The 12,920-nt window shown below is 73.0% G+C and carries 14 protein-coding genes, 1 tRNA gene and 1 pseudogene; 7 read left to right on the top strand and 9 right to left on the bottom strand.

Annotated features, from left to right (window positions below):
- Positions 1-12: 12 nt before the first annotated feature.
- Positions 13-825, bottom strand: a complete 813-nt coding sequence (locus AC07C1_RS32710) for an SAM-dependent methyltransferase (RefSeq protein WP_478944947.1) — start codon at positions 823-825, stop codon at positions 13-15.
- Between the two features lie 161 nt (positions 826-986).
- Between AC07C1_RS32710 and AC07C1_RS32705 the strand changes: the two genes are divergently transcribed.
- The gene (locus AC07C1_RS32705) at positions 987-1,841 is read left to right on the top strand and encodes a Cof-type HAD-IIB family hydrolase (RefSeq protein WP_478944945.1); all 855 of its coding nucleotides are present in this window, start codon (positions 987-989) and stop codon (positions 1,839-1,841) included.
- A gap of 136 nt (positions 1,842-1,977) precedes the next feature.
- Here the strand turns inward: AC07C1_RS32705 and AC07C1_RS32700 are convergent, their stop codons facing one another.
- The 4 genes from AC07C1_RS32700 to AC07C1_RS32685 form a co-directional block, all read right to left on the bottom strand.
- Positions 1,978-2,625 (bottom strand): endonuclease, encoded by a 648-nt coding sequence (locus tag AC07C1_RS32700; RefSeq protein ID WP_478944943.1) that lies wholly within the window; start codon positions 2,623-2,625, stop codon positions 1,978-1,980.
- A gap of 23 nt (positions 2,626-2,648) precedes the next feature.
- The gene (locus AC07C1_RS32695; protein ID WP_478944941.1) at positions 2,649-2,993 is read right to left on the bottom strand and encodes a DUF3140 domain-containing protein; all 345 of its coding nucleotides are present in this window, start codon (positions 2,991-2,993) and stop codon (positions 2,649-2,651) included.
- A gap of 29 nt (positions 2,994-3,022) precedes the next feature.
- Positions 3,023-3,514, bottom strand: coding sequence for a Dps family protein (locus AC07C1_RS32690; protein WP_478944939.1), 492 nt, complete (start codon positions 3,512-3,514; stop codon positions 3,023-3,025).
- Positions 3,515-3,600: 86 nt separating this feature from the next.
- A complete protein-coding gene (locus AC07C1_RS32685) occupies positions 3,601-4,410 on the bottom strand; it encodes a lysophospholipase (RefSeq protein WP_478944937.1) in 810 nt (269 codons plus the stop codon).
- Positions 4,411-4,561: 151 nt separating this feature from the next.
- On the opposite strand from AC07C1_RS32685, the gene AC07C1_RS32680 reads away from it, so the two are divergent.
- The 3 genes from AC07C1_RS32680 to AC07C1_RS32670 all read left to right on the top strand — a co-directional run bounded on the left by AC07C1_RS32680 (position 4,562) and on the right by AC07C1_RS32670 (position 8,173).
- Complete coding sequence (locus tag AC07C1_RS32680; RefSeq protein WP_478944935.1) at positions 4,562-5,749, top strand: thiolase family protein; 1,188 nt, start codon at positions 4,562-4,564, stop codon at positions 5,747-5,749.
- Positions 5,750-5,822: 73 nt separating this feature from the next.
- Positions 5,823-7,334 carry a long-chain-fatty-acid--CoA ligase gene (locus tag AC07C1_RS32675; protein WP_478944933.1) on the top strand — a complete coding sequence of 504 codons (1,512 nt, stop codon included), beginning with the start codon at positions 5,823-5,825 and terminating at the stop codon, positions 7,332-7,334.
- A gap of 62 nt (positions 7,335-7,396) precedes the next feature.
- A complete protein-coding gene (locus AC07C1_RS32670) occupies positions 7,397-8,173 on the top strand; it encodes a sulfite exporter TauE/SafE family protein (protein ID WP_478944931.1) in 777 nt (258 codons plus the stop codon).
- On the opposite strand, the gene AC07C1_RS32665 is transcribed toward AC07C1_RS32670, so the two are convergent.
- Positions 8,162-8,941 carry a TIGR01458 family HAD-type hydrolase gene (locus AC07C1_RS32665; RefSeq protein ID WP_478944929.1) on the bottom strand — a complete coding sequence of 260 codons (780 nt, stop codon included), beginning with the start codon at positions 8,939-8,941 and terminating at the stop codon, positions 8,162-8,164. The two genes, AC07C1_RS32670 and AC07C1_RS32665, sit on opposite strands and share 12 nt — an antisense overlap.
- Before the next feature lie 60 nt (positions 8,942-9,001).
- On the opposite strand from AC07C1_RS32665, the gene AC07C1_RS32660 reads away from it, so the two are divergent.
- On the top strand, positions 9,002-9,748 hold the full coding sequence (locus AC07C1_RS32660; protein ID WP_478944927.1) for a cobalt-precorrin-6A reductase: 747 nt from the start codon (positions 9,002-9,004) through the stop codon (positions 9,746-9,748).
- Positions 9,749-9,830: 82 nt separating this feature from the next.
- Here the strand turns inward: AC07C1_RS32660 and cobF are convergent, their stop codons facing one another.
- Both cobF and AC07C1_RS32650 read right to left on the bottom strand, forming a co-directional pair.
- Positions 9,831-10,604 (bottom strand): precorrin-6A synthase (deacetylating), encoded by a 774-nt coding sequence (cobF, locus tag AC07C1_RS32655; protein WP_478944925.1) that lies wholly within the window; start codon positions 10,602-10,604, stop codon positions 9,831-9,833.
- Positions 10,605-10,690: 86 nt separating this feature from the next.
- Positions 10,691-11,209, bottom strand: coding sequence for a DUF309 domain-containing protein (locus AC07C1_RS32650; RefSeq protein WP_478944923.1), 519 nt, complete (start codon positions 11,207-11,209; stop codon positions 10,691-10,693).
- Positions 11,210-11,315: 106 nt separating this feature from the next.
- Between AC07C1_RS32650 and AC07C1_RS32645 the strand changes: the two genes are divergently transcribed.
- Positions 11,316-11,389: transfer RNA gene (locus AC07C1_RS32645), tRNA-Pro, on the top strand.
- A 99-nt stretch (positions 11,390-11,488) separates the two neighbouring features.
- Here the strand turns inward: AC07C1_RS32645 and AC07C1_RS32640 are convergent.
- Positions 11,489-12,337: pseudogene (locus AC07C1_RS32640) on the bottom strand (tyrosine-type recombinase/integrase); the annotation flags it as partial.
- Here AC07C1_RS32640 and AC07C1_RS32635 point away from each other — a divergent pair.
- Positions 12,264-12,845, top strand: coding sequence for a hypothetical protein (locus tag AC07C1_RS32635; protein ID WP_478944921.1), 582 nt, complete (start codon positions 12,264-12,266; stop codon positions 12,843-12,845). The pseudogene AC07C1_RS32640 and the gene AC07C1_RS32635 overlap by 74 nt on opposite strands.
- Positions 12,846-12,920 lie beyond the last annotated feature (75 nt).

The following is a 12,920-nucleotide window of genomic DNA, read 5'->3' as shown; positions in this document are numbered from 1 at the left end:
CAGCGGCCAGGTTCAGCGTTTCACGGCCACCGCGCCGAACTGCGGCACCGGGGCCGCGGACGCCGGCTCCGCGCGCCACTGCGAGCACGGCACCAGACCCGGCTCGACCAGGTCGAGACCGTCGAGGAACCCGGCGATCTGCGCCCTGCTGCGGGCGGTGATCGGCGGGGTGGCGTTGGCGTTCCAGAACTCCATCGCGGCGATGTTGCCCTCGCCGCCCACGTCACCGTCGTAGGTCGGGTGGGTGAGCACGAGGGGGCTGCCGGAGGGCACCGCCGCCATCAGCCGCCGCACGATGTCCCGGGCCTCACCGGTGTCCAGCACGAAGTTCAGGACGCCCAGCATCATCACCGCGACCGGCCGGCTCAGGTCCAGGGTCTCGCCGGCGCGCCGCACGATGCCGTCCGGGTCGTGCGCGTCGGCGTCGATGTAGTCGGTGACGCCCTCGGGGGAGCTGGTGAGCAGCGAGCGGGCGTGCACGAGCACGATCGGATCGTTGTCGACGTACACGATCCGCGACTCGGGGGCGATCCGCTGGGCGATCTCGTGGATGTTGTCCACGGTCGGCAGGCCCGTGCCGATGTCGAGGAACTGCCGGATCCCGCGCTCGGCGGCCAGGAACCGCACCGCCCGCGCCAGGAACCCCCGGTCCGCGCGGGCCACCGCCCGGATCACCGGGAACATCCCCGCGACGTGCTCACCGACCCGCTGGTCGACCTCGTAGTGGTCCGTGCCGCCGATCCAGTAGTCCCACACCCGGGCGTTGTGCGCCACGGAGGTGTTCAGCTTCGCCGGTCCGGCCGCCCGGGACTGCCCCTTGGTCACGTCGCCGCCCTCCTCACCCGCGGTTGTCCGCCGTCATTGTGCCGCCCGTCGATCGCGCTGTCCCGGGAAACGCGCACCATGGGCGGTTCGGGGTGCCTTCGGGACGTTCCGGCCCATGAGGAACACTGGTCCGGTACCCCGTCGCCGACCGGAAGCAGGACATGCCCGCCACGCCCACGCCCCTCCTGGACGCCCCCGGCCTGCCCGTCGGCCCCGCCGACATCCGGCTCGTCGTCACCGACATGGACGGCACGCTGCTCGACGACGCCAAGCGGATCCCCGACGGGCTGTGGCCGATGCTCACCGAACTGCGTCGGCGCGGGGTGCTGTTCAGCCCGGCGAGCGGCCGCCAGTACGCCACGCTGGCCGGGCAGTTCACGGACGTCGCCAAGGGCATGGTGTTCATCGCGGAGAACGGCACGTACGTGGTCCGGGACGGCGTGGAGCTGAGTTCCGACCCGCTGGAGAAGTCCGTCGCCGCCGGGGTGGCGCGGACGGTACGGCGGCTGGTCGCGGACGGTGCGGACGTCGGCGCCGTCGTGTGCGGCAAGCGGTCGGCGTACGTCGAGCGGACCGACGAGGCGTTCCTGGCCGAGGTGCGCAAGTACTACGTCGAGCACCGGATCGTGCCGGACGTCACCGCCGTCGACGACGACCTCATCAAGGTCGCGCTGTTCGACTTCGGGTCCGCCGAGCGCTCCACCGCCCCGGCCCTCGCGGAGTTCGCCGGCACCCACCAGGTCGTCGTCTCCGGTGAGCACTGGGTCGACGTCATGAACCGCACCGCCAACAAGGGCACCGCCCTGCGCGGCCTCCAGCGCACGCTCGGGATCACCCCGGCGCAGACCATGGTGTTCGGCGACTACCTCAACGACCTGGAAATGCTCGACGCCGCCGAGTGGTCGTTCGCGATGGCCAACGCCCACCCCGAGGTCGTACGCCGGGCCCGCCACGTGGCCCCGTCCAACAACGACAACGGCGTGCTGCGCACCATCGCCCGCGTGCTCGGCCTGTAGGTGTGACCCTGGTGGCCCGCTGGCCCGCTGGCCCGCTGCCGCGACGAAGTGGCCGTCCTCTTCAGTGCTCCTCGCTCCTCCGCCCGGCCGGCCCCGGTGGTCTCGCGGGACGTGGCCGGGCAGCGGTCCCGCCCGATCACGCGGCCCGGCCGAGACAGTCTTCGGCCACCCGCTTGTCGAGCGCGGCCCGCACCAACGCGGCGGCCAGGACGGCCGGTTCGGCGGTCCCGGCGAGCGCGGTCAGCCTCTCCGGATCCTCCGGCAGGCCGAGCCGCCGCGCCCCGGACAGCGCCTTGCCGTCGAGGTAGGGCGCCAGCTCCGGCCACACGCGCTGTGCCTCGCGCAGGAAGATGTCGGCGCCGGCCGGGCCCACGCCGGGCTCCTCCTGGAGCAGCCGCCTGAGTTCGCCGGTGTCGCCGTGGGCCTCCTCGTGCAGGCGGCGCAGGTCCCCCTGCCAGCGGTCGAGCAACAGCTCGGCGCCGTCGCCCAGCTGGGTCGCCGTGCGCTCGTCGTAGCGCCGGTAGCCGCCCCGGCCGAGCGCGTCCACCCGCTGCTGCCAGTCGGCCTCGGCCATCCGGCGCGGGCTGTCGAGGCGGTCCTCGTGCAGGGCCCGCGCGGCCGCGACCGCGACCGAGGCCCGGATGCGGGCGCTGAGCAGCAGGGACAGCACGAGCAGCCGGTACAGCGGCTGGGGGGTGTCGGTCAGGCGGATGCCCGCCTCCTCGGCGTACGTCCGCCCGTGCCCGGACACCAGCTCGCGCACGACCCGTTCTTCGCGGTTCATGGTCTATGGCCTCGGGGGGCGGCTCATGGCTTGAGCGGGTCGTGGCCCAGCGTCATCAGCCGGTGCCGGCGGCGGGTGTCCTCCGGCGTCCGCTCCGGCTCGGGCTCGTTCTCGATGTCCGCGAGGTCATCCACGGTGTCGACGACCTTGTGCATCACCCGGATGTCGTCCTCGGTGAGATCGGTGCGGCGCTTCTGGAGGATGGCGAGAACATGCTGCCCGGTCGGCGTGCCCGCCTGCTCGGGCAGGGGCTCCGCCTCCTCGTCGGCGTCCCGGACCCTGAGCCAGGCCGCGAGTTCCGCCGAGGTCATGTTCACCACGCGGTGGAAGTCCTCCCACAGCGCGTCGAGTTCCAGGGGGTCGGCCATGGTTTCCCTTCCGTACGGGGGCGGGTGTCCTAGCTGGAGGCGTCGTCGCGCGGCCAGTTCTCGGCCTGGAACATCCAGCGCTGCTTCTCCAGGTCGGCCGTGATGGAGATCAGCAGGTCCTGGGTGACCGGATCGGCCTTCTCGGTGGCCTCGATCCGCTCGCGCAGCCGGCCGACGGCCGACTCCAGCGTCGACACCATCAGCCCCACCACCTCCGTGTCGCGCAGCCAGCCGTCCCTGGTGCCGGGCAGCGCGAAGGTCGCGGCGATGGTCTCCGGGCGGCCGTCCGGCGAGACACCCAGCGCGGCCGCACGCTCGGCGACCGTGTCCGAGTGGGCACGAGCGGTCGCGACCACCTCGTCCAGCTGGAGGTGGATCGACCTGAACCGGGGGCCCACGATGTTCCAGTGCGCCTGCTTCCCGACCAGCGACAGGCCGAGCAGGTCGACCAGGGTCTCCTGAAGGGCGGTCCCGGTGACGCCGAGAGCCTCCTTGGGCAGCGTGCTCTTGACCACGGTCATGGTGCGTCCGTTCCCTTTCGTCAGTGGTCTGCGGTCACGTCCGACAGGGCGGGTGCCCCAGCGTCACGGGGCGCAAACAGGCCTGATCAGCGGGGCAGCGCGCCGTCCAGGAAGCGGATCAGCTCCGCGAAGACCTGCTCCTTGTCCGTCTCGTGGAACACCTCGTGCCGGGCCCCCGTGAAGATCCGCTCGGTCAGCCGGCCGCCGCTGAGCCGCTCGACCCCGACCCGGCTGCCCGGCAGCGGCACCAGCCGGTCGTCCTCCCCGTGCAGCCACAGCAGCGGCAGCGGGCCGACGTCACCGCCCTCGGTGACGGTCTCCAGGGTCCGCACGAACGCCTGGAGCGTCGGCCGCTTCATCGGCCCGTGCCAGACCAGCGGGTCGGCGGCGTACGCGGCGCCCACGGCCGGGTCCCGGGAGAGCGCGGCCGGGTTGATCGGGGTGTCCGGGATCTCCTCCAGGGCCAGCAGCCGCCCCGGCAGCTCCCAGGCGCCGATCACCGGGCCGGACAGCACCAGTGCGCTCAGCTCCCGCCCGTACCGCTGGGCGCAGCGGGCCGCGATCAGGCCGCCCATGGAGTGGCCGACCAGGACGAGCGGCAGGCCCGGGTGAGAGGCCCGGGCCAGGTCCGCCACGGCGTGCACATCGGTGACCACGTCCTCGAAGTCCACGATCAGCACGCGCTCACCCGCCGACCGTCCGTGCCCGAGGTGGTCGGGCGCGTACACGGCCGCACCGTGCCCGGTGAGCACGGCGGCCAGTTCCCCGTACCGGCCCGCGTGCTCGCCGTACCCGTGCACCAGGAGCGCCAGGTAGCGGGGCGCCGGGTGCGGCCACTGGCGTACGGCCACGGCGCCGCCGGTGCCGTCCAGGACGTGCTCACGGACGTGGGGCATGTCTCCTCCAGCTGCTCGGGAAGGTCCGGGGGGATCTTCCCAGTGAGCGGGTCGGAGGTCTATAGTCTAAAACTAGCAGTGCTAATTAAGAGGGGCTGCGGAACAACCGCGTCCCAGCTGATCCACAGCGTCGTAGGTCAGGAGTCCAGTCGTGCGTCCCGTCCACTTCGCGGCCGCCCGCCGCACCCCCATCGGCAAGCTGCGCGGAGCCCTGTCCTCCGTCCGGCCCGACGATCTGGCCGCGGCCGTGATCCGCCGGCTGGTGGCCGACGTGCCCGCCCTCGACCCCGCCCGGATCGACGACGTCTACTGGGGCGCGGCCAACCAGGCCGGCGAGGACAACCGCAACGTCGCCCGCATGGCCGCCCTGCTCGCCGGGCTCCCCGAGTCCGTGCCCGGCGCCACCGTGAACCGGCTGTGCGCCTCCGGTCTGGAAGCGGTCACCACCGCGGCCCGGACGATCGCCGCGGGCGAGGCCGACATCGTCATCGCGGGCGGCTCCGAGTCCATGAGCCGCGCCCCCTTCGTGCTGCCCCGCCCCGACGAGGCCCTGCCGCAGCGCATCGAGACCCACGACACCCGGCTCGGCTGGCGCCTGGTCAACCCCGCCATGAAGGACCTGCACGGCCTGCTGGCCATGGGCGAGACCGCCGAGGAGGTCGCCGGGCGCTACGGCGTCTCCCGCGAGCGCCAGGACGCCTTCGCGCTGCGCAGCCACCAACTCGCCGCCGCCGCACGGAAGAACGGCCACTTCGACGACGAACTCCTGCCCGTCGAGCGCCCGGACGGCGTTGTGGTCGAACAGGACGAGTGCGTCCGCGAGGACACCTCGCTGGAGAAGCTGTCGCGTCTCAAGCCGGTCTTCCGCCAGGGCGGTACGGTCACGGCGGGCAACGCCTCGCCGATGAACGACGGGGCGGCCGGTCTGCTGCTGGTCAGCGAGGAGGCGCTGAACGAGCTGGGGCTGGAGTCCCTGGGGCGCTATGTCGCGGGTGCCTCCGCCGGGGTCCACCCCGATGTGATGGGCATCGGCCCGGTCCCCGCCACCCGCAAGGCGCTCGCCCGGGCCGGCTGGGAGATCGGCGACCTGCGGGAGGCGGAGTTCAACGAGGCGTTCGCCGCGCAGGCCCTCGCGTGTGTCGACCAGTTGGGCATCGACCCCGACCTGGTGAACCCCACCGGCGGCGCCATCGCCCTCGGCCACCCGCTGGGCTGCTCCGGCGCCCGCATCCTGACGACCCTGCTGCACCGGATGCGGCGCACGGGCGGGGAGCGGGGGCTGGCGACGATGTGCGTGGGGGTGGGGCAGGGCAGCGCGGTGCTGGTCGAGAGGCATTGACCACGCTTCGACGGGGGCTCCCCGACAGGGGATTCGGTACACGAGCCGCAGCAAGGAAACGGAGCACCACCCCATGGCAACCCTGTCCGTCGCGTCCATCCTCGCCGAGAACGCCAGGCGCCGCCCCGGCAGGACCGCCCTCGTCGAGGGGGACCGCCGGCTCACCTTCGCCGAGGTGTGGCGCACGGCGCTGGCCCAGGCCGGCGCACTCACCGGCCTCGGCGTACGGCCGGGCGACCGGGTCGCCCTGATGGCCCCGAACACCACCGAGTTCCCGGTCGCGTACTACGCGATCGCCGCGGCCGGCGGTGTCGTGGTCCCCGTCCACCTGCTGCTGTCGGCCGGGGAGGTCGAACACGTCCTGCGGGACAGCGGGGCGACGCTCCTGCTCGTCCACCCGGCCCAGGCGGAGACCGGCCGGGCCGCGGCCGCCGCCACCGGCGTGCGTGCGGTCACCCTGGGGGAGGAGTTCGAGAAGCTCGCGGCCGACGCCGAGCCGCTCCCGTCGTACCTCACCCGGGCCGTCGACGACCCCGCGGTGATCTTCTACACCAGCGGTACGACCGGAGTCCCCAAGGGAGCCGTGCTCAGCCACTTCAACCTGGTGATGAACGCGACCGTCAACGCGTTCGACGCCAACGACATCCGCGCCGACGACATCGCCCTCGGCGCGCTGCCCCTGTTCCACGCCTTCGGCCAGACCGTCTCCCTCAACTCCACCTGGCGGGCGGGCGCCACGCTCGTCCTGCTGCCCCGTTTCGACGCGGCCCGCGCGATCGAGCTGATGGTCCGCGAGGGCGTGAACACCTTCCACGGCGTGCCGACGATGTTCGTCGCCCTCGCGGCGGCGGCCGCGGACGCCGCCGCGCTGCCCGAGCTGCGCGTGTGCGTCTCGGGCGGGGCCTCGCTGCCCGTCGCCGTACTGGAGCGGTTCGAGGCCGCGTTCGGAGCCAGGATCTACGAGGGTTACGGGCTGTCGGAGACCTCGCCGACCGCCACCGTCAACCAGCCCGTCTTCGGCACCAGGGCCGGCACCATCGGCCACCCGCTGTGGGGCGTCGACGTGGAGATCGCCCGCGCCGAGGTGGAAGGCCGCGTGGAACTGCTGCCGGCCGGCGAGCTGGGCGAGGTCGTCATCCGCGGCCACAACGTCTTCTCCGGCTACCTCGGACGCCCCGAGGCCACCGCGGAGGCGCTGGTCGACGGCTGGTTCCGCACCGGCGACCTCGGCACCAAGGACCAGGACGGCTTCCTCCGCATCGTGGACCGCAAGAAGGACGTCATCATCCGCGGCGGCTACAACGTGTACCCGAGGGAGGTCGAGGAGGTGCTGATGCGCCACCCCGGCGTCGCCCAGGTCGCCGTCATCGGCCTGCCCGACGAACTGCACGGCGAGGAGGTGTGCGCCGTCGTCGTGCCCGCGCCGGACACCGCCCCCGACGCCGCCGCCCTCACCGACTGGTCCAAGGAGCACCTGGGCCGGCACAAGTACCCGCGGCGCGTGGAGTTCGCGGAGGCGCTGCCGCTCGGGCCGAGCATGAAGGTCCTCAAGCGGGAGCTGCGGGCGCGGTACACGCAGCGGTAGGGACCGATCAGCGAGACGGTCCTTACCCGGGCCGGTTGTGTGCGCATAGCATCGGTCCCCGCATGAACACGATGACGCTCTGGCACATATCCGGCTTGGGGTTCGCCGCGCTCGCCTTCGCGGCCCTGCTCGTCGGCTTCTCCAAGACCGCCGTGAGCGGGGCCAACACGGTCAGCCTCGCGCTCTTCGCGGCGGTCCTGCCCGCCCGCGCCTCGACCGGCGTCCTGCTGCCCGTCCTGATCGCCGGTGACGTGCTCGCCGTCCTCACCTACCGGCGGCACGCGCACTGGCCCACGCTGTGGCGGCTGTTCCCGGCCGTCGCGGCGGGCGTGGTGGCCGGCACGCTGTTCCTGGTGTGGGCGGACGACGGAATCGTACGGACCTCGATCGGCGCGATCCTGCTGCTGATGGCAGGCGTCACCCTGTGGCGCCGGCGCCGCGAGGACGCGGCGGCGGACGCGCCGGACGCGGTCGCGACCCGGGCGGGCCGGATGAAGGCGCGCTCGTACGGCGTGCTCGGTGGGTTCACGACGATGGTCGCCAACGCGGGCGGCCCGGTGATGTCGATGTACCTGCTGTCGGCAGGCTTCCGGAAGCTGGGCTTCCTCGGCACCTCGGCGTTCTTCTTCCTGATCGTCAACGTGTCGAAGGTGCCGTTCAGCGCGGGGCTCGGCCTGATCGACGGCCGCTCGCTGTCCCTTGACGCGGCGCTCGTGGCGTTCGTCGTGCCCGGTGCGGTGTTCGGCAAATGGGCCGTGAACAGGATCAACCAGAAACTCTTCGAGCGACTCGTGATCGCCGCGACGATCGTGGGCGGGGCGCAACTGCTACTGCGCTAGCCCCAGCAGCCCGGGCAGGTCGGCGAAGGAGTCCACGACGTGGTCGGGTGTGCCGCTCGCGTGCTCGTGCGTCTCCGGCTGGTACTTGCCCGTCTTCACCAGGACCCCCGTGAGCCCGGCCCGCTGCGCCGCGAGCACGTCCGACTCGATGTCGTCGCCCACCATCAACGCCTCGCCCGCCCCCACACCCAGCCGGGCCAGCGCCGCTGCGAAGAACGCCCGCGACGGCTTGCCCGTGACCTCCGCCTCGACCCGCGCGGCCTTCTCCAGCCCGAGCAGGAAGGCCCCCGAGTCCAGCTGCAGCCCGGCGTCGGTCCGCCAGTACAGATTGCGGTGCATGGCGATCAGCCGCGCACCCCGTTGCAGGTACCCGAAGACCCGGTTCAGCGCCGTGTAGTCGACCTCCGGCCCGGCCCCGCCGAGGACGACCACATCGGGACGGTCGTCGACCAGGGTGATGTCACCGAAGTCCGCCCCGATGTCCCCGCTGTTGAGGAGGGTGCAGCGGGCGCCCGGAAAGTGCTGGGCGAGATGGGCGGCCGTCACGGAGGGAGCGGTGAGGACATCCTCCGCGGCCACCTCGAAACCGGCTCCCGACAGGGTCTCGGCGATCGACGCGCGGGTACGGGAGGTCGTGTTGGTCACCAGGGCCACGCCAAGGCCGGCCGCGCGGATCCTCCGCAGCGCCTCCACCGCACCGGGCAGCGGCTTCCAGGAGACGGTGAGGACACCGTCGATGTCGATCAGGACGGCACGCACGGATTCCATGGTCCGACCGTAGCGACCGGGTCGCGTCCCGGCCCGCACGACCTCGCTACGCTCACCCCTATGCCCCCGCACGTCCTGATCCTCGGCGGCACCACCGAGGCCCGCCGCCTCGCCGCCGACCTCGCCGCCCGCCCCGGCGTCCGGGTCACCACCTCCCTGGCCGGCCGGGTCGCCCGGCCGGGGGCGGTGCCGGGCGAGGTCCGGGTCGGCGGCTTCGGCGGGGCGGACGGCCTCGCCGACTGGCTGCGTGCGCACCAGGTGGACGCCCTGGTGGACGCCACCCACCCCTTCGCCGAGGCGATCACGGCCAACGCGGCCCGTGCGGCGGCGGCCACCTCGGTCCCCGCGGTCGTCCTGCGCCGCCCCGGCTGGCGGCCCGGCCCGGGCGACGACTGGACGTGCGTCCCCTCCCTGGAAGCGGCCGCCGAAACCCTGCCCCGACTGGGCCGCCGGATCTTCCTCAGCACCGGACGCCTGGGCCTCGCCGCCTTCGCCCACCTGACGGACCCGCACTTCGTCGTCCGGTCGGTGGACCCGCCCGAACCGCCGCTGCCGCCGCACACCGAACTGGTCCTGGCGCGCGGCCCGTTCACTGTCGCCGACGAGACACGGCTGCTGCGCGCTCACCGGATCGACGTCCTGGTCACGAAGGACAGCGGAGGCGAGGCGACGGCCGCCAAACTGACGGCCGCCCGGGAACTGGGGCTGCCCGTGGTCGTCGTACGACGGCCCGAACTGCCGGCCGGGGTGACGGCGGTGCGCGACGTGGCGGGCGTCCTGGAGAAGCTCGGTTTCGGCCCCGCGTGATCGACCGGGGGCCGCCGCCCCGCCCCGGTCGTCCCGCGCGGCAGACTTCAGCACCCTCGCCGGCGTTCCCGCGCGGCAGCCTTCAGTTCTCGCCGGGGTTCCTGCGCAGCAGGTACGTGTCCATGATCCAGCCCTTGCGTTCGCGCGCCTCGGCCCGCAGCCGCTCGATGCGCGGTCCGGCCTCGGCGATCGGACCGGAGGCGAGGATCTCGTCCGGGGTGCCTATGTAGGCCCCCCAGTAGATGTCGAGGTCCTGGTCGGCGTACCGGGTGAAGGTCTGGTGCGCGTCGAGCATCACGACCACGTCGTCCACCCCTTCCGGGAACCCCTCGGCCAGCCGCCGCCCGGTGGTGATCTGCACCGGCCGGGCCACCCGGTTCAGGCCCGTGCGGTGCCGGGCGACCAGCGCGGAGACGCTGCTGATGCCGGGCACGACGTCGTACTCGAACGCCACCGTGCCGCGCTCCAGCACCTCCTGGAGGATCCCCAGCGTGCTGTCGTACAGCGCCGGGTCCCCCCACACCAGGAACGCGCCGGTGCCGTCCTCGTCCAGCTCCTCGGCGATCAGCCGCTCATAGATCCCGGCGCGCGCGCTGCGCCAGTCCTCGACGGCCGGCGAGTAGGCCGCCCCGCCCGCCTCCCGGTCCCGCTCCGGGTCCCGGGCCTCCACCACCCGGTACGACCCCTCGGCCAGATGCGCGTCCAGCATGTCCCGGCGGAGCTGGGTCAGGTCATTCTTCACCTCGCCCTTGCCGAGCAGGAAGAACACCTCCGTGCTCCGCAGCGCCTTGACCGCCTGCAGAGTCAGCTGGTCGGGGTCGCCCGCGCCGATACCGATGACATGAATCTTTCGCACGCCCCGAGTCTGCCGCATGCCACCGACAGCCCGTCCACCGCCTCCGCACGCCCTGCCGAAAAGACGTCCGCCCCGGGCGGGAACCGTCATCCGGGCTCACGCCACCCGAGCCGGGGGGCCTCGGCCCGCGCGTCCACCGGACCGGACCCGTGGTGCACACGCCCGGCCAGCTCCCGCGCCCACCGGGCGAGTCCGGGGAGATCCATCCCGTACGGCCGGTCCTCGCCCCCCTGCGCCGCCCACTCCTCGACGGCGCCCGCGCCCCGCCGCAGCAGGCGTGCCCCGCCGACGCTGTTGCCGCGTGCCGCGTGCGTGAGCCCCACCGCCAGCTGGGCCAGCCCCCGCCACAGCGCGCGCTCGTCCTGCGGGCCCGACTTCCAGGCGTCCTCGAACACCTCGTGCGCGTGGAACGGCTGCCCCGCGTCCAGCAGCGCCTGCGCCTCGGCGACCGTCTCCCGCGGCGCCCGCACCACACCCTCCGGCTGCCGGGGTACACCCTCCGTGCCATGGGGCAGCGGCCGGCCGAGCCCGTCCCGGGGCCGCGCGCTGCGGGCCCGCCCGTCCCCGTCCCGGTCCCTGCCGTCCGATGCGCCCGCGTTCGTCATACGGCCGATTGTCCCCCGCACCGCCCGCTGCCCTCTTCGGAGCACCCCCGGACGTGGGGTAAAGTTCTGCTCGCACGATCACGCGGGTCACCGCGAGTGAGCGCATCGGGACGTGGCGCAGCTTGGTAGCGCACTTGACTGGGGGTCAAGGGGTCGCAGGTTCAAATCCTGTCGTCCCGACTTGTGAGAGTCGCAGGTCAGGGCCGGTTTCGGAGAACCGAAACCGGCCCTCGACCATTGTTGGGGACCAGTTGGGGACCAGCGCTCCCTTGACCGGTGTCAGCGGGTCATGACGATCGGGCCGGGGAGCGAGCGGGGGGCACGGACCGCGCTGAGGTGTGCGGAGAGTGCTGCGCCGGCGGCCGTGATCTTGTGGACGTCCGGGTGGAGGTAGCGCTGGGTGGTCATGAGCGAGCCGTGACCGGCGATGCGTCGCAGGACGTGGACCGGAACCCCTGCGTCGGCGAACCAGGTCGGGCCGGTGTGCCGGAGGTCGTGGCGGCGCAGGTGTTCGTAACCGAGCTTGGCGACCACGTCGTCCCAGTGGGTCGCGTCGCGCAGGACCGCGGTGGAGATGCGTCCGCCGCGCGGGCCGGTGAACTGGCGGGCGTCGGGATCGGGGCCGGCGGACAGGATGCGCTGGGCGACGAGGGGGCGGATCTCCTCGATGATGGGGACCTTGCGTGCCCGCTTGCCCTTGGTGCCCTTGTCGGTCAGTCCACCGGGTGCGGGTGTGGTCTGGCGCCGCACGGTCCAGATCCACTGGTCGGTGTCGATGTCTTTGACGCGGCAGCCTGAGACTTCTCCGATCCGGGCGGCGGTGCACGCGGCGAAGACGACGACGCCCCCCACCCGCGGCACTCGTCGTGGGAGGCGGTCACGAGCGCGTCGGCCGGCTGGCCGAGGCTGTCCCAGTCGGGCAGGGCCAGCGCGCGCGGATCACGAAGTTCGTCTCGGCCTGCTTGTAGAGCTTCTGCCAGCCGGTCACGCGGGCGGGATTGACGCTGATGATGCCGTCCCGCACCGCCTGTTCCATGACGCGGCCAGCACGGCGATGGTGTTCTTCACCGTTGAGCGGCTGTGCTCGTCGGCGATCCAGTTCTGCACGGTCCGGTCGACGACACCGGGCGGCACCCTGCCGTACCTGCTGGACAGCGACCCCGACCTGCTGCCGCCGCGCACAGGGCACCTCGGCATGGGAGGAGCTGCGCGGGTACGGCACCGCGCGCGGCGCCGACCCGGCCGAGGTGGCCGCGGCGCCCCGCTGCTGGCGGGCGCCGGGTCCCCGTACGAACTGCGGCGAGTGCTGGACCGGCTGGCCGAGGCCGGCGTCGGACCTGCGGCGCGGGCGGCCGTGGACATGGCGCTGCGCGACCTGCTCGGCAAGGCCTGCGGGCAGCCCCTGCACCGGCTGTGGGGCCTGGCCGGACTGCCGCTCGCGCCCACGGCCCTGTCCATCGGCGCCCGCCCGGACGACGAACTCCTCGCCCATGGCAGGGCATTGGCCGACTGGCCGGTGCTGAAGCTCAAACTCACCCCGGGGACGACGGCAGCCGGGCCGGGCTGCTGCGCTCGGTCTACGGCGGCCGCATCCGTGTCGATGGAAACGGCTCCTGAGAGGTCGTTTTCACCTTAAATGCCTTGGTATCGGAGGATTTCTGTAGTGCCGGATGGCGGTGCGGAAAAGGCGGCAGATGCGGTCGGGGCTTCT

Source organism: Streptomyces sp. NPDC045022 (assembly GCF_056432605.1).
This window is presented reverse-complemented; position numbering and strand designations above follow the sequence as displayed.

Bases quoted from the DNA above. Each gene is read 5' to 3' on its own strand.
- AC07C1_RS32705 (WP_478944945.1), top strand. From the start codon at position 987: ATGCCCGCCACGCCCACGCCCCTCCTGGACGCCCCCGGCCTGCCCGTC.
- AC07C1_RS32700 (WP_478944943.1), bottom strand. From the start codon at position 2,625: ATGAACCGCGAAGAACGGGTCGTGCGCGAGCTGGTGTCCGGGCACGGG.
- AC07C1_RS32695 (WP_478944941.1), bottom strand. From the start codon at position 2,993: ATGGCCGACCCCCTGGAACTCGACGCGCTGTGGGAGGACTTCCACCGC.
- AC07C1_RS32690 (WP_478944939.1), bottom strand. From the start codon at position 3,514: ATGACCGTGGTCAAGAGCACGCTGCCCAAGGAGGCTCTCGGCGTCACC.
- AC07C1_RS32685 (WP_478944937.1), bottom strand. From the start codon at position 4,410: ATGCCCCACGTCCGTGAGCACGTCCTGGACGGCACCGGCGGCGCCGTG.
- AC07C1_RS32675 (WP_478944933.1), top strand. From the start codon at position 5,823: ATGGCAACCCTGTCCGTCGCGTCCATCCTCGCCGAGAACGCCAGGCGC.
- AC07C1_RS32670 (WP_478944931.1), top strand. From the start codon at position 7,397: ATGAACACGATGACGCTCTGGCACATATCCGGCTTGGGGTTCGCCGCG.
- AC07C1_RS32665 (WP_478944929.1), bottom strand. From the start codon at position 8,941: ATGGAATCCGTGCGTGCCGTCCTGATCGACATCGACGGTGTCCTCACC.
- AC07C1_RS32660 (WP_478944927.1), top strand. From the start codon at position 9,002: ATGCCCCCGCACGTCCTGATCCTCGGCGGCACCACCGAGGCCCGCCGC.
- AC07C1_RS32650 (WP_478944923.1), bottom strand. From the start codon at position 11,209: ATGACGAACGCGGGCGCATCGGACGGCAGGGACCGGGACGGGGACGGG.
- AC07C1_RS32635 (WP_478944921.1), top strand. From the start codon at position 12,264: ATGGTGTTCTTCACCGTTGAGCGGCTGTGCTCGTCGGCGATCCAGTTC.